General features: G+C 67.6%; 14 protein-coding genes, 1 pseudogene and 1 riboswitch. Of the genes and pseudogenes, 6 read left to right on the top strand and 9 right to left on the bottom strand.

Annotated features, from left to right (window positions below; translation table 11 throughout):
- The first annotated feature begins 131 nt into the window (after nt 1-131).
- Nucleotides 132-1796: a (2,3-dihydroxybenzoyl)adenylate synthase gene (locus BJF87_RS17155; protein ID WP_075863649.1), complete on the top strand. Its 1665-nt coding sequence runs from the start codon at nt 132-134 to the stop codon at nt 1794-1796.
- An 85-nt stretch (nt 1797-1881) separates the two neighbouring features.
- Entirely contained in the window at nt 1882-3423 is a 1542-nt protein-coding gene (locus tag BJF87_RS17150) for a PucR family transcriptional regulator (protein ID WP_075863621.1), read from the top strand.
- Nucleotides 3424-3451: 28 nt separating this feature from the next.
- Here BJF87_RS17150 and BJF87_RS17145 read toward each other — a convergent pair.
- Together BJF87_RS17145 and BJF87_RS17140 are read right to left on the bottom strand one after the other, a co-directional pair.
- Nucleotides 3452-4920, bottom strand: a pseudogene (locus BJF87_RS17145) (aldehyde dehydrogenase family protein).
- 181 nt (nt 4921-5101) lie between these two features.
- Nucleotides 5102-5449, bottom strand: a complete 348-nt coding sequence (locus BJF87_RS17140) for a GNAT family N-acetyltransferase (RefSeq protein WP_006356940.1) — start codon at nt 5447-5449, stop codon at nt 5102-5104.
- A gap of 194 nt (nt 5450-5643) precedes the next feature.
- A riboswitch (TPP riboswitch) is annotated at nt 5644-5758 on the top strand.
- On the opposite strand from BJF87_RS17140, the gene thiC reads away from it, so the two are divergent.
- Together thiC and thiD are read left to right on the top strand one after the other, a co-directional pair.
- Nucleotides 5750-7441 carry a phosphomethylpyrimidine synthase ThiC gene (gene thiC / locus BJF87_RS17135; RefSeq protein WP_006356939.1) on the top strand — a complete coding sequence of 564 codons (1692 nt, stop codon included), beginning with the start codon at nt 5750-5752 and terminating at the stop codon, nt 7439-7441. It overlaps the preceding riboswitch by 9 nt.
- Nucleotides 7438-8295, top strand: a complete 858-nt coding sequence (thiD, locus tag BJF87_RS17130; protein ID WP_075863620.1) for a bifunctional hydroxymethylpyrimidine kinase/phosphomethylpyrimidine kinase — start codon at nt 7438-7440, stop codon at nt 8293-8295. Before thiC ends, thiD begins: the two co-directional genes overlap by 4 nt.
- Before the next feature lie 120 nt (nt 8296-8415).
- Here the strand turns inward: thiD and BJF87_RS17125 are convergent, their stop codons facing one another.
- From BJF87_RS17125 to BJF87_RS17105, 5 genes are read right to left on the bottom strand one after another with little or no spacing between them, the layout of a single operon-like run.
- On the bottom strand, nt 8416-10068 hold the full coding sequence (locus BJF87_RS17125; protein WP_075863619.1) for an ABC transporter family substrate-binding protein: 1653 nt from the start codon (nt 10066-10068) through the stop codon (nt 8416-8418).
- Entirely contained in the window at nt 10065-12137 is a 2073-nt protein-coding gene (locus tag BJF87_RS17120; RefSeq protein ID WP_075863618.1) for an ABC transporter ATP-binding protein, read from the bottom strand. The genes BJF87_RS17125 and BJF87_RS17120 overlap by 4 nt, the downstream gene beginning before the upstream one ends.
- A complete protein-coding gene (locus BJF87_RS17115) occupies nt 12134-13132 on the bottom strand; it encodes an ABC transporter permease (RefSeq protein ID WP_006356935.1) in 999 nt (332 codons plus the stop codon). Before BJF87_RS17115 ends, BJF87_RS17120 begins: the two co-directional genes overlap by 4 nt.
- A 1-nt stretch (nt 13133) precedes the next feature.
- Nucleotides 13134-14117 (bottom strand): ABC transporter permease, encoded by a 984-nt coding sequence (locus BJF87_RS17110; protein WP_075863617.1) that lies wholly within the window; start codon nt 14115-14117, stop codon nt 13134-13136.
- A 49-nt stretch (nt 14118-14166) separates the two neighbouring features.
- On the bottom strand, nt 14167-14556 hold the full coding sequence (locus BJF87_RS17105; protein WP_075863616.1) for an SHOCT domain-containing protein: 390 nt from the start codon (nt 14554-14556) through the stop codon (nt 14167-14169).
- Between the two features lie 191 nt (nt 14557-14747).
- Between BJF87_RS17105 and BJF87_RS17100 the strand changes: the two genes are divergently transcribed.
- Nucleotides 14748-15803, top strand: a complete 1056-nt coding sequence (locus BJF87_RS17100; RefSeq protein ID WP_075863615.1) for an LLM class flavin-dependent oxidoreductase — start codon at nt 14748-14750, stop codon at nt 15801-15803.
- A gap of 6 nt (nt 15804-15809) precedes the next feature.
- Here the strand turns inward: BJF87_RS17100 and egtD are convergent, their stop codons facing one another.
- Together egtD and egtB are read right to left on the bottom strand one after the other, a co-directional pair.
- Nucleotides 15810-16745 (bottom strand): L-histidine N(alpha)-methyltransferase, encoded by a 936-nt coding sequence (gene egtD, locus BJF87_RS17095; RefSeq protein WP_006356911.1) that lies wholly within the window; start codon nt 16743-16745, stop codon nt 15810-15812.
- Entirely contained in the window at nt 16742-18043 is a 1302-nt protein-coding gene (gene egtB / locus BJF87_RS17090; RefSeq protein ID WP_035755258.1) for an ergothioneine biosynthesis protein EgtB, read from the bottom strand. Before egtB ends, egtD begins: the two co-directional genes overlap by 4 nt.
- A 179-nt stretch (nt 18044-18222) precedes the next feature.
- On the opposite strand from egtB, the gene BJF87_RS17085 reads away from it, so the two are divergent.
- Complete coding sequence (locus BJF87_RS17085) at nt 18223-18972, top strand: Clp protease N-terminal domain-containing protein (RefSeq protein WP_075863614.1); 750 nt, start codon at nt 18223-18225, stop codon at nt 18970-18972.
- The last annotated feature ends 1 nt before the right edge of the window (nt 18973 follow it).

Here is an 18973-nt window from a genome sequence, read left to right as displayed (position 1 = left end):
TGGGCGGCAGCACCAGTGATCCTAGGGATTTTAGGACAGCCTAAGCAAATGTTGGCGAGTCGATGGCGTGGATCACACCACCAGACCGACCGGTAAGGTTACCCTACCCTGCCTGTGTTTGAATGGGTCCCATGCCGACGCCTCTGGACCACGCGACCGACCTGCTCGACGGTTTCACCCCGTACGCCGACGCCCAGGCAGCCCGCTACCGCGACGCCGAACTGTTCCGCGGACTCCCACTGTTCGCCGGCTTCGACGCCAGTGCCGAGAGCACCCCCGATGCCCCGGCCGTCACCGATGCCTCGATCGACGGGCCGCGGACGCTCACGTACTCCGAACTGCGCGAGGCCTCGCTGCGTCGAGCGGCCGGATTCGTCGCGGCCGGACTCCGCCCCGGAGATCGCGTCGTCCTCCAGCAGAACAACTCGCTCGAGTTCGTCGTGAATCTGCTCGGCCTGCTCCGCGCGCGCGTCGCCCCCGTCATGACCCTGCCCGCACACCGGATCACCGAGATCGCACATCTCGCCGCCGGTGCCGGGGCCGTCGCCTACATCGGTGAGGACGGTCGACGCGGCTTCGACTTCCGGGACCTCGCCACCGAGCTGCAGTCCCGCGTCCCGGCCGTCACGCAAGTGTTCGTCTCCGGCGATCCCGGTCCGTTCGCGACCGCACCCGACGCGGATCCCGCATCGGTCGACCTCCCGGCCTCGCCGAACTCCGACCTCCCGGCCCTTTTCCTGGTCTCGGGCGGCACCACCGGCCTGCCCAAACTGATCGCGCGCACGCACGACGACTACGACCTGAACGCACGACTGTCGGCCGAGGTCGCGAAGCTGACCGCCGACGACACCTATCTCGTCGCATTGCCGGCGGCCCACAACTTCCCGCTGTGCTGCCCGGGCATCCTCGGCGTCTTCGGGGTAGGCGGCCACGTCGTCTTCACCGACAACCCGAGCCCCGACAACACCTTCGACCTCATCGAACGTCACCGCGTGACGGTGACCGCCCTGGTCCCCGCCCTCGCACAGCTGTGGTGCGCGGCGACCGAGTGGGAGCCCGCCGACATCAGCTCGCTGCGACTCCTGCAGGTCGGCGGCGCCAAGCTCGCCCACCCGGACGCCGTCGCCCTCGACGAAGCGCTCGGCGACGTGGTCCAGCAGGTGTTCGGCATGGCCGAGGGCCTCATCTGCTACACCCGGCCCGACGAGCCGCGGAACCTCGTCCACGAGGTCCAGGGCTCGCCGATGTCGGAGTTCGACGAGGTACGCGTCGTCGACGAGGAGGGCGTGGACGTTCCCGACGGCGAAGAAGGCGAACTGCTGGTGCGCGGCCCGTACACGATCCGCGGGTACTACCGGGCCGACGCGCACAACGAGAAGTCCTTCACCCCCGACGGCTTCTACCGGTCGGGCGACAAGGTGACCCGGCTGCCGTCGGGGCATCTCTCCGTGACCGGTCGCATCAAGGACACCATCGTCCGGGCGGGCGAGAACGTGGCCGCCGACGACGTCGAGGAGAACCTGCTCGCGCACCCATCGGTACGCCAGGTCGCGGTGGTCGGGCTTCCCGACGACGCACTGGGCGAGAAGATCTGCGCCGCGGTCGTGCTCTCCCATGACCATCCGCCGGCCCAACCGCTCGAACTGGCCACGCTGCGCATGTTCCTCGCGGACCGCGGCCTCGCATCGTTCAAACTGCCCGACGTGGTCCGCGTCGTCCGGACCCTCCCCGTCACCGCCGTCGGCAAGATCGACAAGAAGGTCTTACGAGAGCAGCTGGTGTCCACAGCGGGATGACCTCGACACCCGGCGCCCTCGCTATGCTTTGACGCACCTGCGGACGGGTCTCGAACGTCCGCTGACCTGTGAGGAGTGAGTCGCCGTGGCGCTGACCGTGCAGCGCCTGTCCCAGAACGCCGACCTGGGCCTGACGCTGGTGGCAGGTCACGCCGGCGCCGACCGGGTCATCGAGTGGGCACACGCCATCGAACTCGCCGATCCCGCTCCCTGGATCACCGGCGGTGAACTGGTGATGACCACGGGCCTGGCGATCGGACCTTCCGACTCCGAACAGTTCGACTACGTGGCCCGCCTGGTGCAGGCGCGGGCGGCGGCACTCGCCGTCGACACCGGCATGACCTTCGACGCGGTCCCTGACGGCATCCGGGCCGCCGGCGACGCACTGGGTCTGCCCGTCCTCGCAGTGCCACCGCACACTCCGTTCATCGCGGTCACCCGCGCCGTGATCGACGATCTGACCGCCGATCGGGTGCGCGCGGTGCAGCAGGTCGTCGACCAGCAGGACAAGTTCGCCCGCGATCTTCTCCGCGGCGGCATACCGCATCTGGTCACCGCGCTCGGGCGTGCCCTCTCGTGCTCGGTCGTCCTCGTCGACGCCGAGGGCGGGGCACTCTCGGTCCACGGTCCTGACGCGGCGCGGGCACTCGAACATGCGCGTTCAGTGGCACGCGGTTCGGGACGCCGCCGACAGGCCGGCTCTGCCTTCGCCGACGAACACACCACGTACCTCGTGCAGAGCGTGTCCGTCGCCCGGGAGCCGCATGGGTATCTGGCGGTGGCGTCGCCGGCGGCGTTGCGGCCGGAGGAACGACTCCTCGTGGCCCACGCGGTGGCTTTGCTGTCGATCGAACTGGGCAAGCCGGCGAAGGTGATCGACGCCGAACAGCGGCTCCGGACGGTCGTGACGCAAGCACTCGTGAACCTCGGTCCCGAACTCGACGCGGGCCTGCTGCGGTACTTCGGCTTCGACGAGGACACCCGCGTCGTCGCGATCACGGTGACGAACGTCGGGCCGGCGTTGCCGGCTCTTCGGGAAACGGCCGATCTGATCACACGGCAATCAGTTCCGTACCTCTTGTCGCCGATACGGGAGGGTCTGCTGCTCGTCGTGTCCGACGACCGCGGACGGGACTGGGTTGTCGAATTCGTCGCGCGGCTCGGCGCCCGGCTGGAACGGACGCTGCGGGCCGGGCGAGGCGGGACCGCCGTGATCGCCGAAACCGCCGTGAGCCTCCGCCAGGCCAGGGCCGCCCTGCACCTCGGCCCGACGCAGGAGACGGTCGTCGACTTCTCGGACACGGGTACCTTCTCGATGTTGTTCAGTGGACGGTCACCCGGCGAACTGTCCGCGATGTCGCGAATCGTCCTGGGACCACTCGAGGATTACGACGCCGCACACGGTTCGTCGGTGGATCTCGTCACCGCGCTACGGACCTGGCTCCGGCACGACGCACACATCGAGAGCGCCGCAAGCGAATTGGGCGTACACCGACACACCATGCGGAGTCGGCTGGCCAAGGTCGGCCAACTCCTCGGCCGCGACCTCGACTCGGCCGAGGTCCGGGTCGAGCTGTGGATAGCGGTCAAAGCGCGCGAACTCCTCGACGTCCTCGAGACCGATTGACGCGCGGTCGTATCGGTGTCGACGGCCGTCAGATGCGCGGCGCGCCACCACGGAGGTAGACCGTGGTGGTGTGGGTGAAGAACTCGCGCGCCGAACGTCCCTGCTCTTTGGGCCCGTACCCGCTTTTCTTGCTCCGCCGAACGGTACATGGGGATCGGCGCCCGCCGACTCCGAATTGACGTGCAGGATACCGACGTCGAGGTCGTCGACCGCCTCCAGTGCACGGGTGAGATCCTGCGTGAAAAGTGCAGCGGACAACCCGTACTCGCCGTCGCCGGCCACCCGGAACGCCTCGGAGACCGAGGGCACACGGACCACCGCCAGGACCGGACCGAAGAGCTCGTCGCGCCACACGTCGAGGTCCGTGGACGGTAGTTCCAGGATCGTCGGGGACACGAAGTATCCGTCTTCGGGGGTATCCACGGGCGGCTGGTCACCCCCGGTGAGCACGGTCGCACCCTGCTCGACTGCGCGAAGGATGCCGGCCCTGATGGCGTCGCGGGCAGGGGCCGTGATCACCGGACCCATCTCGGTGGAGGGGTCCAAGGGATCACCGACGACCAGGTCGGCGGCAGCCTTGCTCAGTGCGGCGAGGAGTTCGTCGGCCACCGCCTCGGTGATGACGAGTCGCGATGTGGCCGTACACTTCTGGCCCGAGGAGCGGAACGCTCCCAACAGGATCTGCTGGACCGCCAGGTCGAGGTCGGCGTCACCGAGGACGATCGCGGCGTTCTTGCCACCCATCTCGGCCTGCACCGGCACGCCGCGCGCGGCGCCGGCGGCCGCGATACCGCGTCCGACCCCGGTCGACCCGGTGAAGGTGATGGCGTCGATGCCGGTGTGATGGACGATGGCGTCGCCGATCTCACGGTCGCCGAACGTCAGATTCACTACGCCGGCGGGGAGCCCGGCTTCGGTCAGGGCCTGCGCCAAACGGAACGCGAGCAGCGGGACGGTGCCGGCCGGCTTCCATACCACGGTGTTGCCGTAGACGAGGGCCGGCGCGATCTTCCACGCCGGGATCGCGATCGGGAAGTTGAACGGGGTGATGACACCGATGGTGCCGATCGGTTTGCGCGTCACCAGGATTCGCTCACCCTTGCGCGGTGACGAGTACACCTCGCCGGCCTCGCGGTCACCGTCGGCGCCGTAGTAGCGGAGGATCTGCGCGGCGCGCCGCACCTCGCCGATACCCTCGGCGAGCGTCTTGCCCTCCTCGCGGGCGAGTTCCGCGCCCCATTCCTCGGCATTGCGCTCCAGGACGCCGGCAGCCTGCACGAGTACCCCACCGCGTTCGTGCGTGGACAGGCGTGACCACTCGGCCAGGCTGCGTCCGGCCGCGGTGACCGCGGCGTCCAGTTGGCGGATGCTCGCCCGACGCCCCACGGCCACGACGACGTTCGGGTCACCGGGGCTGTCGCTGGCAAAGGGCGCGTCCTCGCCGTCGACCCATTGTCCGTCGATGAGGTTGTACAGGGACTCGACCGTCTCGGTCATCGTTCTCGCTTCCGTGGCAGCAGTCGGCCCGACAACCGGGCGGGATCACCGCCGAACAATACGTCCGCATCGGCACGCAAGGTCGTCGCCCGAGGGTACAAAACCTCGGCCGCGGGTCACCCTGGCGTATAAGAACGCCAACGCCGGCAAGCAGCACCCCGGGCGCGCGGAAGCCGCCTGCTCACACCGGCGCGAGCTCGACGATCCCCGGGTGATGGTCGAGATAGTTCTTGGTGAACGAGCACACCGGCCGAAGCCGCGCGTTGCGTTCCCGGGCGAAGTGGATGACCGTCCGGGTGAGACGCGTGGCGAGCCCGTGACCGCTGTATTCGTCGTAGAGAACCGTGTGCAGAACGGTGATGGTGGTCTGACCGTCGACGGTCTCGATCGAGTAGCCGAGCACCCCGACGAGATCCCCCGCGACCCAGAGTTCGAACCTCTCGCGGTCGGGGTTGTGCACCACCTGAGCGATCTGCTGCAGAATGGATCGCGCCGACTGCGGCGGCCGATGCCGGTTCTTGCGTAACACCTACATCTCCTTACGTGATCACTGTGGCGGGTCACCGGCAGGACGTCGCGGCTCGACGCAAGGACCCCTGTGACTAGGGTCACACCCTACCTTACGGTTCCGTAACTGCCGAGACCTCCCGGTGATCCGGTGCAGTGAGCATCTGGGCGCATCGTCAGGTGTTGACCGACGTTGTAGGGTGGCGAACGCAACACAATTACACACGCGGGGGCTCTCACGATGACCGAGGGCTGAGATGGCGACGGGCGGTCGCCGACCGCTCGAACCTGTCCGGGTAATGCCGGCGTAGGGAGAACCATCATGGGCACACGTGTATCCACCGCACCCACCACTGCGACATTCACAGACGGCGGTCTGACCACCGGGCCGATCGAGGGAAGTTCCAAGCACTACCTCTCCGTCGATCACCTCCGTGTACCGCAGCGTCGAATCCACCTGACGAACGGGGAACACCTCGACGTCTACGACACCTCCGGGCCGTACACCGACCCCGATGCCGTGATCGACGTGGAGCGCGGCCTGCCACCGACCCGGGACGCGTGGCACCGCCCGGAACCCGTCGACGGCGCGAGCACCCAACTCGCCTGGGCGCGAGCGGGGATCGTCACCGATGAGATGCGGTTTATCGCGGCACGGGAGGGCGTCGACCCCGACCTGGTCCGCTCCGAGGTGGCCATCGGCCGCGCCGTCATCCCGGCCAACCATCGTCATCCGGAGTCGGAGCCGATGATCATCGGCAAGCGGTTCGCGGTGAAGATCAATGCGAACATCGGCAATTCTGCGGTGCGCAGTTCGATCGCGGACGAGGTCGAGAAGATGGTGTGGGCCACCCGATGGGGCGCCGACACCATCATGGACCTGTCCACCGGCGCCGACATCCACACCACCCGGGAGTGGATTCTGCGCAACTCCCCCGTCCCCGTCGGGACCGTGCCGATCTATCAGGCCCTCGAGAAGGTGAACGGCGATCCCGTCGCTCTCACGTGGGAGATCTACCGCGACACCGTGATCGAGCAGGCCGAGCAGGGTGTCGACTACATGACGGTGCATGCCGGGGTGCTTCTCCGCTACGTGCCGCTGACCGCCCGGCGGGTCACCGGCATCGTCTCGCGGGGCGGATCGATCATGGCCGCCTGGTGCCTGGCGCACCACGAAGAATCGTTCCTGTACACGCACTTCGACGAACTGTGCGAGATCTTCCGCCGCTACGACATCACCTTCTCCCTCGGCGACGGACTGCGTCCGGGGTCGATCGCCGACGCCAACGACGAGGCCCAGTTCGCCGAACTGCGCACCCTCGGCGAACTGACCTCCATCGCGAAATCCCATGGCGTGCAGGTGATGATCGAGGGCCCGGGACACATCCCGATGCACAAGATCGTCGAGAACGTGCGTCTCGAAGAAGAACTCTGCGAGGAGGCGCCGTTCTATACGCTCGGCCCCCTCGCCACCGACATCGCACCCGCCTACGACCACATCACCTCCGCCATCGGCGCGGCGATGATCGCCCAGGCGGGCACGGCCATGCTCTGCTACGTCACACCCAAGGAGCACCTCGGGCTGCCCGACCGGGACGACGTGAAGGTCGGCGTCATCACCTACAAGATCGCGGCCCACTCGGCGGATCTCGCGAAGGGCCATCCGCGGGCGCAGGAACGTGATGACGCATTGAGCAAGGCGCGCTTCGAGTTCCGTTGGGTCGACCAGTTCAACCTCGCCCTCGACCCGGACACCGCCCGCGAGTATCACGATGAGACCCTGCCGGCCGAGCCCGCGAAGACCGCGCACTTCTGCTCGATGTGCGGTCCCAAGTTCTGCTCGATGCGGATCTCCGCCGACGTGCGCGCCTACGCGGAGGAGAACAACCTGGTGACCGCCGAAGACATCGACCGCAAGATCGCCGAAGGGATGGCGGCGAAGTCGGCCGAGTTCGCCGAGGCGGGCAACCGCGTGTACCTGCCGCTCGAAACCGGTCCCGGAGGTTCTGCGTGACCGACGTCGAGTTGCTGCCCGTCGCAGCACCGGGAGAGACCCCGGTCCGCGTGATGACCATCGCCGGATCGGATTCCGGCGGTGGTGCCGGCATCCAGGCCGACCTGCGCACCTTCGCGCTGCTCGGCCTTCACGGCTGTGTCGCGGTCACCGCGGTCACCGTGCAGAACTCGCTGGGCGTCACCGGTTTCCAGGAGATCGCACCGGAGACCGTCGCCGCCCAGATCGCCACGGTCGCCGACGACATCGGCGTCGGCGCCGCCAAGACCGGCATGCTGGCGTCTGCACCGATCATCGACGCCGTCGTCGCGCAGTGCTCGGCGAGCGGTATCGGTCGCGACGGTTCCTCGCCGCTGGTCGTCGACCCGGTGTGCGCCTCGATGCACGGGAATCAACTACTCGCCGACTCCGCCCTGGACACCCTGCGCGACAACCTCTTCCCGCTGGCAACGGTGGTGACGCCCAACCTCGACGAGGTGCGCCTCATCACCGGCATCGACGTCGTCGACACCGACTCTCAGCGCGACGCAGCGAAGGCGCTGTTCGATCTCGGACCCGCGTGGGCGCTCGTCAAGGGAGGCCACCTGCGGTCGAGCGACCACTCCCCCGACCTGCTCTACGACGGCGCGGAGTTCATCGAGCTCAACCACGAGCGCATCGACACCGCCCACGACCACGGCGCGGGTGACACCCTCGCCGCGGCGATCACCTGCGCCCTGGCACACGGCTATTCGGTGCCCGACGCAGTCTGCTTCGCGAAGAAGTGGGTCACCCGCGGCCTGGCCGCCGCCTATCCGCTCGGCGCCGGCCACGGCCCGGTGAACCCGCTGTGGCGGGTGAGCGGCCCCTACTGACGCACCGCCGAGCGAACGATCTCGCCGATACGCACTTCGGTCCCGCGATTCTGTTTCCTTCCCGCGTGCCGGCTAGCGCCCGCGGGAAGGAAACGGCACCGCGGGAGAGTTGGCGCAGACCTACTTCTCCCAGCCGATGTCCTCGATGGGACCGACATAGAACTGTCCCGCTCCGTAATTGGCGAGCCCTTCCTTCACCGCGACCATGGACGGACCGTTGAAGAGGGGGAGGTTGGAGAACTGCGCGAAGGCCTCGCGCTCGAGTTCGTTCCCGGCTTTGATCTGGGCCATCGGGTCGCCGATCCTCGACATCGCACGGATCTGTGCGTCGAGTTCCGGGGACCCGGCACCGGCGGGGTTCAGCTGGGACCCCATGCACCACACCTGACAGAAGTAGGCCATGCCGAAGGGGTCGCTCGACGAGAAGCCGAGCAGGAGCACGTCGAACTCCTTGTTGACCACCACCTGCGAGAAGTCGGCCGACGGGCGTTGGCGGACAGCGAGGTCGACGCCCACCTTCTTCAGGATCGCCTGGAGCGCGCGTGACAGGTTCTGGGTCGTGGTGTCGTCGCCGATGTTGGGCAACTCCAGCGACAGCCGTCTCCCGTCCTTGCTGCGGATGCCGTCCCCACCCTCGGTCCACCCCGACCGGTCGAGCAGTTCCTCGGCTTTCGCCGGGTCGTAGGACAACACGTCCGACAGGTTGTCCTCGTATCCCGGCTGGAACGGGTACAGCGACAACGAACCGGGGAGTTCCTCCGTGTAGTTGAGGCCGGTGAACCTGATGCGCGACAGCGTCTCCCGGTCGACGGCGGAGAGCACGGCCTCACGGACGCGCCGATCGGACAGGATCGGGGTGTCGAGGTTGAGCACCAGCAACGACTGCTGCGGTGCGGCCGCGGTGCGAATGTCGATGCCGTTCATCGTGAGTGCCCGCGCGCGCGCGTCTTTGGCGGCCACCCCGGTCGCGTCGATCTCGCCGTTCTGGAAGGCGTTGAGCGCCGCCTGGGACTCCATCTGCCGGAAGATCCGTCGGTCGAGTTTGCCGGGTTTCCCCCACCACTTGGGATTTCGTTCGAAGACGACGGTCCCGTTGTCGGCGTCGTAGGAGGCGATCGTGAACGGCCCGGCGCCCCATTCGGGATGCGGCTTCCGGACATAGCCCTCGTTGTAGACGTCGGGATCGGCGGCCTTCGGGTGGAGCACGACGTTGAACAGGCCGTCGGGCCAGGCGTAGACGCCGTCGAAGCGCACGACGACCTCACGGTCGTCGGCGCCGCGGGTGACCGAGGCGATCTGGCTGTACCCGTCGGTAGAGCTGACGATGTAGCGATCGTCGATGCCCCGGCTCGTGCGCCAGGTCTCGACGAAGGCGCGGAAGTCGATCGGTGTGCCGTCGTTGAAGAAGGCCTTCGGGTTGATGGTGTAGGTGACCACGGTGTCCCGGCCGACGACCTCGGTACGGACGTCGGTGAGGTAGTCGGGATTCGGCGCGTACTGCCCGTCCGGCGAGAAGTAGGCGAGCACCGGGTTGTACCAGCGCCACAAGGCCAGGGTGTAGGCGTTGCCGTCGGCGTGGAAGGTGTTCCACTGGGCCGACACCTCCGCGAGCACGGTCGTGAGACTGCCGCCGTCCTCGAGATTCTCCCGGGGTTGCAGGTTGAGCGAGGCTCCTTCGGTCTTCACCGCCCCGGTGTCGATCGCGGCACCGCAACCGGTGATGCAGGCGATGGTCACGGCCATCGCGGCGATGATCACCGACCAGCGCTTCACCGGTCCACCTCCAGGAAATGGCATGCCGCTCTGTGGTCGACAGCAGGAGCACCGTGCTGATCCGTCGGCCGCAGTAGGGGTACGACCGTCCGACACCGCTCGCGACGCTCCTCGCCGAGCCGGGCGTGCAACGGGCACCTGGTGGTGAAACTGCATCCGACGATCTCGTCTGTCGCACTGGGCTGTTCGCCGGTCAGGACGATGCGCTGCCGCTCGCGTTCGACGCGCGGGTCCGGAATGGGCACTGCCGACAAGAGTGCCCGGGTGTAGGGATGCGCGGGTTCGGCGAAGACCGCCTCGGTGGGCCCGGACTCCACGATCGAACCCAGATACATCACCGCGACGCGGTCGGCGAGATGTCGGACCACGGAGAGATCGTGGGCGACAACCAGATACGCCACGTCGCCGTCGGCTTGGAGGTGGCGGATCAGGTTGACGACGTCCGCCTGCACCGAGACGTCGAGGGCCGACAGCGGCTCGTCGAGGACGATCAGATCGGGGTCGGTGGCGAGTGCCCGCGCGATGGCGAGACGTTGTCGCTGGCCTCCGGAGAAGGCGGCGGGGAAACGGTCGGCGTGAACGGGATCCAGCCCGACTCGCCGCATGAGACCCGTGACCTTTTCCTCCGTCTCCGCTCTCGGGACCTCCAGCGCGCGAAGCGGTTCGGCGATGATGTCGAAGGCGGTGAACCGAGGGTCGAGCGCATCCGACGGGTCCTGGAAGACGATCGACGTCTTCTGGCGCAACGCGCGGGCCTCACGTGAACGGACCGCCGCCGGGTCCACCCCGCCGATCCGGACGACGCCCTCGGGCTGCGCGAAGTCCATGATCTCCAGCAGTGTCGTCGACTTGCCGCTGCCCGACTCTCCGACGAGGGCCATCGACTCACCGCTCCGGATGTCGAAGCTGATCCCGTTGACGGCCCGCACCGAACCCACCCGACGCTTGAGGAAACCGCTCGTCAGCGGGAAGACCTTGGTCATGTCCACCACATCGAGGACGGTCGCGCGTTCCTGCCGGTCGATCACTGCCGTCGACGCCGCCGGCACACCGGGCGGCGGGAACACCGGCTCACCACCGATCCGGCCGTCGCCGTCGATCTCCCCTACACGGATACACGCCGCTCGGTGGCCGCCGGCCACCTCCGCCAGCGCCGGTTCGCTCCCGCGGCAGTCGTCGATCGCGACGGGACACCGTGGCGCGAACTGACATCGGTCTGCCACGTCGATGAGAAGCGGCGGCGTCCCAGGGATGGGGATGAGTGCATCGGTCCGATGGTCCACCCGCGGCACCGCTCCCAGCAATCCGATCGTGTACGGCATCCGCGGTCCGCCGAAGAGCGTGTCGACGTCGGCGGTCTCCACCGCCCGCCCGGCGTACATCACCACTACATCGTCGGCATGACCCGCGACGACGCCGAGATCGTGCGTGATCAACAGCATCGCGGCGCCGCTCTCCCGTCGCGCCGTGGCCAGCACATCGAGGATCTGTGCCTGGATGGTCACGTCGAGCGCGGTGGTCGGTTCGTCGGCGATGATCACCGACGGGTCGTTGGCGATCGCCATCGCGATCATCACACGCTGCCGCATCCCGCCGGACAACTCGTGCGGAAAAGCCCTGGCGCGTCGCTGCGGATCGCCGATCCCGACCAGGTCGAGCAGTTCGACCGAGCGCGACCAGGCCTGTTTGGCGGTGATGGACTGATGGGCCCGCAGCGCCTCGGAGATCTGCGCTCCCACGGTGAACACCGGGGTCAGCGACGACAGCGGGTCCTGGAAGACCATCGCGATCTCCGAACCCCGGACCGCGGACATCTTCTTGTCCGACAACCCGATCAGTTCTCGACCCCGCAGTGCGACCGATCCGCTGATGTGCGCACTGTCCGGTAGCAGTCCCGAAACCGCCAGTGCCGACACCGATTTCCCTGATCCGGATTCGCCGACGATGGCGGTGGTCCGGCCGGCCCGCAGGTCGAAGTCGAGACCGCGGACGGCGGCGACGACGCCTGCCTCGCTGCCGAAATCCACTGTCAGGTCCCGGACCGTCAGCACCGCATCGGGATTCGTCATCGACGGGCACCTCCACTCGACGAAGGGTCGAAGGCGTCGCGCAGGCCATCGGCGATGAGCGCCATCGAGACCGTGAGGAGCGCCAGCGCGGCCGCGGGGAACCAGAACAGCCACGGCGACGCGGCCAGCGTCCCGGCACCCGCCTGCAGCAGTGAGCCGAGGGTGACGTCGGGGATCTTCACACCGAACCCGAGGAACGACAGCCCGGTCTCGGCGAGCACCGCGGCCACCACGCCGAGGGCGAAGTTGATGACCAGCAACGACGCGATGTTGGGCAGGATGTGCCGGAGGATGATGGTCACCGGGGACACGCCCAGATACTTTGCGGCGGCGACATAGTCGCGCTCGCGGACGGTCAGCGCCAGGGAATGGATCACGCGCGCCAGCATCATCCAGCCGAACGCGATGAGCACGACGATCAACCACCGCCAGTCACCACCGGTGCTGTTGGAGACCAGGGCGAGGATGAGGAACGTCGGCACCACGAGGAGCAGGTAGACAACGCCCAGCACGACGCGCTGCACCCAACCGCCGAAGTAGGCGGCGAGCCCGCCGAGGAACGCGGCGATCGCGGTCGTCCCGATCGACACGGCCAGGGCGATCGTCAGCGAACGTTGGAGTCCGTGCACCACCTGCGCGTACAGATCGTTGCCGGCGTCGTTGGTACCGAACCAGTGGGCGCCATCCGACCCGTGCGTCGACGGCGGGAAGCCGATCGCCAGGAAATCGGTGTCGGTGTAGGAGTACGCGGTGAACAGTCCGCCGAAGACGCCGAACAGCACGAGCAGGACGAAGATGGCCAGGCCCAGCAGCGCGGACCGGTTGCGCGCGTACCGTCTGGCGAAGATCTTGACCCGGCCGCTGCGCCGCCGGGCCAGTGGCGCCGACGCGGTGTCCGATTCGTCGAGGACACCGCCTGTCTCACCCATGATCGGGGCGGTCGCGTCGAGGTGACCGGACTGCGGCCCGCGCGGTTCCGGCGGCATCATCGCCATCTCAGCTCACCCGGACTCTCGGATCGAGGTAGACCACGGCGAGGTCGGCGAGGATCGCACCGACCGCGGTGGCCAGGGCACCGAATGCGGCGACGGCGACGACGCCGTGGATGTCGTTGGTGTTGATCGAGGTGACGAAGTACCGGCCCATCCCCTCCCAGCCGAAGATGGTCTCGGTGAGGACCGCGCCGGTGAACACCGCGGGGATCGCGAAGGCGATGCCGACCGCAACCGGGATGATGGCCGTGCGCAACGCATGTCGTCGAACCGCCACCCCACGGGTGAGTCCCTTCGCACGTGCCGTGCGGACATAGTCGGCGTTGATGGTGTCGAGCACCATCGAACGCTGGAGCAGATGCAGTCCGGCGTACTGGATCACGACCAGGGTGATGGTCGGGAGGATGAGGTGCTGGATGCGGTCCAGCAGCACCGGGAAAAATCCCTCGACCCCCACGCTGGCGGCCCCGGAGACGTAGACGACGCTGTGGCCGAGGGACTGATTGAGCGAGATGGCGGCGAGCACGATGCCCAGGCCGACGACGGGAACCGGCAGGTTGATCATCGCTATCGAGATGAACTGCCACGCACGGTCGGCGAGCTTGTACTGGCGGAGGGCCGTGTAGACGCCCAGGGCGATACCCAGCAGGGTGGAGATGACGGTGGCGGCGGCGAGCAGCTGCACCGAGGAGACCAGCCGGAAACCGATCTCGCTGTTGACGCTCTCACCGACCGGCGTCGACCCCCAATCCCAGTGCAACACCACGCCGGTCAGCCAGTTCCACCAACGTTCGACCAGCGGGGTCTTGTCGTTGAGGTTGTGGGAGGACAGCGTGGCGTCGACGACGCTCTCCGGCAACGGGGGTCGCCGGACGGCGTAATTGGATCGGGGGTCGAGGAACCAGGTGGCCAGGAAATAGGTCAGATTGGTTGCGAGGAAGACGAGGACAGCCCAGGCCGCGATGCGTTTACACAGGTATCCGATCACCGCGGCTCCAGGTCGTCGTCAGGTCGGTGTCACCCGACCGTAGCGTGACTCAAGCCGCTCCGCCGAGAGCCTTCGCCTTGAGGTGCTCGAACTCTTCGGGGGTGATGGCACCGGAGTCGAGGAGAGCCTTCGCCTCGGTGATCTGCTGGGTCGAAGAGGTTCCCGCCACCGACTTGATGTACTCGTCCGACGCCTGCTTGGCCTCGGTGAAGGCCTCGCGCTGACGTTCGGCCATACCCTTGCCCTTCGCCAGCAGGTACACGATGGCGGTGATGTACGGGAAGATGATCAGGAAGACCACCCAGACCGCCTTCTGCCACCCCGACGCCTTCTTGTCACGGAACAGGTCGGTGATGATGTGCCACAGGACGATCAGGTACGCGACGAACGCGAAGATGACGACGGTGTACCAGATGAAGTCCCAGAATGAGTCCCACATGAAGGTCTCCGGTCTCTAGAAGAAAGGGACCATACCGAATGGTCCCCTGACGGATAGAAGCATGTCACAGCAATACCCTCGGTAATGCGTGTCGGGCGAAAGTTGCCGTGAGAAGTAGTAACACGTGAGCGGTCGTGCACCTTTTGCCGCGTAAGAGAAGTTGTGCCAGGAACCGACAAAAGAGAGACGCGATGGAATCACACACGGCCAGGCATGAACTCGAGTTGGGCTTGGACACCTTCGGTGACATCACCGCGGCACCCGATGGCAGCCCGCTTTCCGACGCGCAGACCCTGCGCGACGTGCTCGACCAGGCGGTCCTGGCCGACGAGGTCGGCGTCGACTTCCTCGGCGTCGGCGAACATCACCGCGCGGACTACTCCGTGTCCGCACCCGAGGTGGTCCTCGGCGCCATCGCCGCGCGCACCAGCCGGATGCGCCTGGGATCGGCCGTGACCGTCCTGAGCTCCGACGACCCGATCCGTGTGTTCCAGCGGTTCTCGACCGTCGATGCCCTCTCCTCGGGCCGCGCCGAGGTGATCCTCGGCCGCGGCTCGTTCACCGAGTCGTTCCCTCTTTTCGGCTACGACCTCTCCGATTACGAAGAGCTGTTCGCCGACAAACTCTCCCTCTTCGCCGAACTGCGCACCGGCAACCCCGTCACCTGGTCCGGCTCGACGCGCGGCCCGCTACGCGCTCAGCCCGTGTTCCCCCAGCTCGAGAATCCCCCGCTGCCCACGTGGATCGCAGTGGGCGGCAGCCCCGAATCCGTGGTGCGCGCAGCGTCGTACGGGCTTCCGCTGATGCTGGCAATCATCGGCGGCGACCCGCTCCGCTTCCGCCCCTATGTCGACCTCTACCACCGCGCTCTCGCCGACTTGGAGAAGGACGCCCTCCCGGTCGGCGTGCACTGCCCGGGACACGTCGCCGACACCGACGAGCAGGCACGCGAGGAGTTGTGGCCGCACTATCGGGGATACGTGGCGCGGATCGGGCGCGAACGAGGGTGGCCACCGCCCAGCCGTTTCGAGTTCGAGCGGTCCACCGGGCCCGACGGTGCACTGTTCGTCGGATCGCCGGAGACCGTCGCCCGCAAGATCGCCTCGACATCGAAGGCTCTCGGGCTGAGTCGTTTCGACATGAAGTACTCCCACGGCACCCTGGGCCATACACAGCTGATGCGCAGCGTCGAGCTGTACGGCACGAAGGTCATCCCGCGGGTGCGCGAGCTGCTCGCCGAGGGGTGAGCGGTCTCAGCGCCGACTGAGCGTGAGCGCGAAATCCCCGGCCGGGTCGGTCCACACGGTGACCACCTGGAGTCCGGCGGATTCCAGTTCGTCGCGCAGTGCGTCGGGCTCGAACTTCGTGCTGATCTCGGTGTGGATCTCGGTGCCGGCCGGCAGCCGCCACGCCCGGCCCAGGACCTCGAAGTAGGCGTCGATGTCCCGGCGGGCGCGCAGCCACATCTCGATGCGGTGTTCGCGCGGGTTCCATCGCGCGATGTGTTCGAAGTCGTCGGCGTACAGGCCGCGGGCGTCGAGCCCGGTCCGCAGGACCTCGATGAGGTTGCGGTTGAAATCGGCTGTGACACCGGCCCTGTCGTCGTAGGCGGCGACGAGCCGGCCGGTGTCTTTGACGAGGTCGGTGCCGAGCAGGAAGAAGTCGCCGGGCGAGAGCGCCTTCGCCAGGCCTTGATAGAACGCGCGCCGCGCGTCGGGGTCGAAGTTCCCGATGGTGCCGCCGAGGAACACGGCGAGGCGGGGGCCGTCGGCGTCGGGCAGACGCAGATCGGGTTCGGTGAAGTCCGCGACCACCGGGACGACGTCGATACCCGGGTAGTCCGCGGACAGCACGTCGGCCGTGGTCGTGAGCATCTCGGTGCTGACATCGACCGGTACGTAGGTGAATCGCTCGGCGTCAGGGGTGGCGGCGCTGAAGGCATCGAGCAACAGCCGGGTCTTGGTGGAGGTGCCCGAACCCAGTTCGACCATCACCTGCGCCTGTGTGGCATCGGCGATCTCGGCCGCACGCGCGCGCAGGATCGCGGTCTCACGACGCGTCGGGTAGTACTCGGGCAGCCGGGTGATCTCGTCGAAGAGCTTGCTCCCGCGCTCGTCGTAGAGCCATTTGGTGGGCAGCGTCGGCGGGTCCTGCCACAACCCCGAAAGTGCATCCGCGGCAAGAGTCATCGGGCGAGCCGCAGTCCCGAGAACACCCACCGCGACGCAGCGGGGAAGAAGTTCCGGTAGGTGATCCGCTCGTGGCCGGCCGGGGTCACCGCGCTCGCGCCGCGCAGGACGTGCTGGTCGGACATGAACTTGCCGTTGTACTCGCCCACCGCCCCGTTCGCCGGGACGAATCCCGGGTAGGGCAGGTACGCGCTGGCCGTCCACTCCCAGACGTCACCGACCATCGCCGAACCGGCCCGACCGGGATGACATCGGCCAGGGTCGAGGAGCCGGCCACGCGCGTCGCCGAGTGTTCCCGCGGCGACCTCCCATTCGAATTCGGTGGGGAGGCGCGCGCCGGCCCAGCGGGCGTAGGCGTCGGCCTCGTAGAAGGACACATGGGTCACCGGCTCGTCGGGCACGACCGGGCGGCGCCCGGACAAGGTGAAAGTGGTCCAGCCACCGTCCTCTTCGCGCCAGTAACCCGGTGCATGCCAGCCTGTTTGGTTGACCGTGCCCCACCCGTCGGAGAGCCAGAACTCGTGGCGTCGGTATCCGTCGTCGGCCATGAACTCCAGCCAGTCGGCGTTGGTCACGAGCCGGTCGGACACCGCGAAGTCCTCGAGATACACACGGTGCCGGGGCCCCTCGTTGTCGTAGGCGAATCCGCTTCCGACAGCACCGACCTCGTGCACACCGCCGGCGAACTCACGCCAGCCCATCGGCGCGACCTCCCCGGGCACATCGGGTTCACGGTCGACGTACACCGGCCCGAACGCGTGCGTCGAGAACAGGTGCTTGATGTCCATGAGCAGCAGTTCCTGGTGCTGTTGTTCGTGATTGCAGCCCAGTTCGACGAGGTCGAGTGCGGCGTCGTCGAGTCGGCCGGACTCGAGGGCCGCGACCATCGCCGCGTCCACGTGTTCGCGATACCGCGTCACGTCGCGCACGCCCGGTCGGGTCACCAGGCCGCGATCGGAACGAGGATGCCGTTCTCCCACCGTCTCGTAGTAGCTGTTGAACAGGTACCGGAACGTCTCGTCGTAGACCGTGTAGCCCGGGTCCCGGCGGAGGATGAACTCCTCGAAGAACCAGGTGACATGCGCCCGATGCCATTTCGCGGGACTCGCCTCGGTCATCGACTGCGGCGTCTGGTCTTCCGGCGAGAGCCGTTCGGCGAGAGCATCGGTCCGCGATCGCACGTCGAGGAAGCGGCGGACGGTGTCGGAACCGCCCGCGTCCACTCCAGGGGGTTCGACATCCGGGGACCCCGCTCCCGATCGCGGATCGGGGCGGACGGTGGGTTCGGTGATGCTCACTGGAAAGCCTCCCGTGGCAAACGAAGGAGTGTGCGGCGGCGTCTTGGGCGAATCTCCGCATCCATCGTCACGACGGTTTCCATCTCTGTCAACGATGGTCGGTCTTGCGTCCGGCCCCCTAACACACCAATCGTCAACCGAGGGTTGACGGCCGAGTCTCGTCAATCTACGGTTGACGCATGGCAAAGAACCGCATTCCCGTTCGCCTCGACGACCTGATCGCCGCGATCCGCAAGGTGCACGACGACCCGCTCGACCAACTGTCCGATGCGGTCCTCGCCGCGGCCCACCTCGACGAGGTCGCCGACAGCCTGATCGGCCATTTCGTCGACCAGGCTCGCCGCTCCGGGGCCTCGTGGACCGCGATCGGAACCAGCATGGGCGTCAGCAAACAGGCAGCTCAGAAGCGATTCGTCGACCGGGTGTCGACGACCGGCGATGCCGGGGCGGGACCGGCCGACGCGTCGGACCCGTTCTCGAGGTTCACGCCCCGCGCGGCGAATGTCCTGATGGCGGCCAACGGTGCGGCGGCCGCGGATCGGGCCGAATTCGTGACCCCCGCCCACGTGGCCGCGTCGATGAGCGTCGATCCGCGGGCCCTGGTCTTCGTGGTGCTGCGGGAGTTCGGCGTCGACGTCGAGGCGTTCACGGAGGCCATGGCGCCCCTCGTCCCGGCGCCGCGGGACATCCCGGATTCCGAGGCGTCGACCGTCGTGCCCTATGACGACGCGGCCAAGGCCGTCCTGGAGGCGACCGTCGGCGTCGCCGTCGACCTCGGGCACAACTACGTCGGCACCGAACACCTGCTGCTCGGGCTGTTCGCCGACGACTCGGTGGCCGCCGCGCTCACAGACCTCGGGCTCGACAAGACCGCGATCCGCGACACGATCATCGTGACGCTCGCGCAGTTCACCCCGCCGGCCGAGTAGC

The organism is Gordonia sp. CNJ-863, assembly GCF_001942325.1.
Taxonomy (GTDB): Bacteria; Actinomycetota; Actinomycetes; order Mycobacteriales; family Mycobacteriaceae; genus Gordonia; species Gordonia alkanivorans.
Note: the sequence above shows the minus strand (reverse complement) of the source record. Positions and strands in the feature narration are given on the sequence as shown.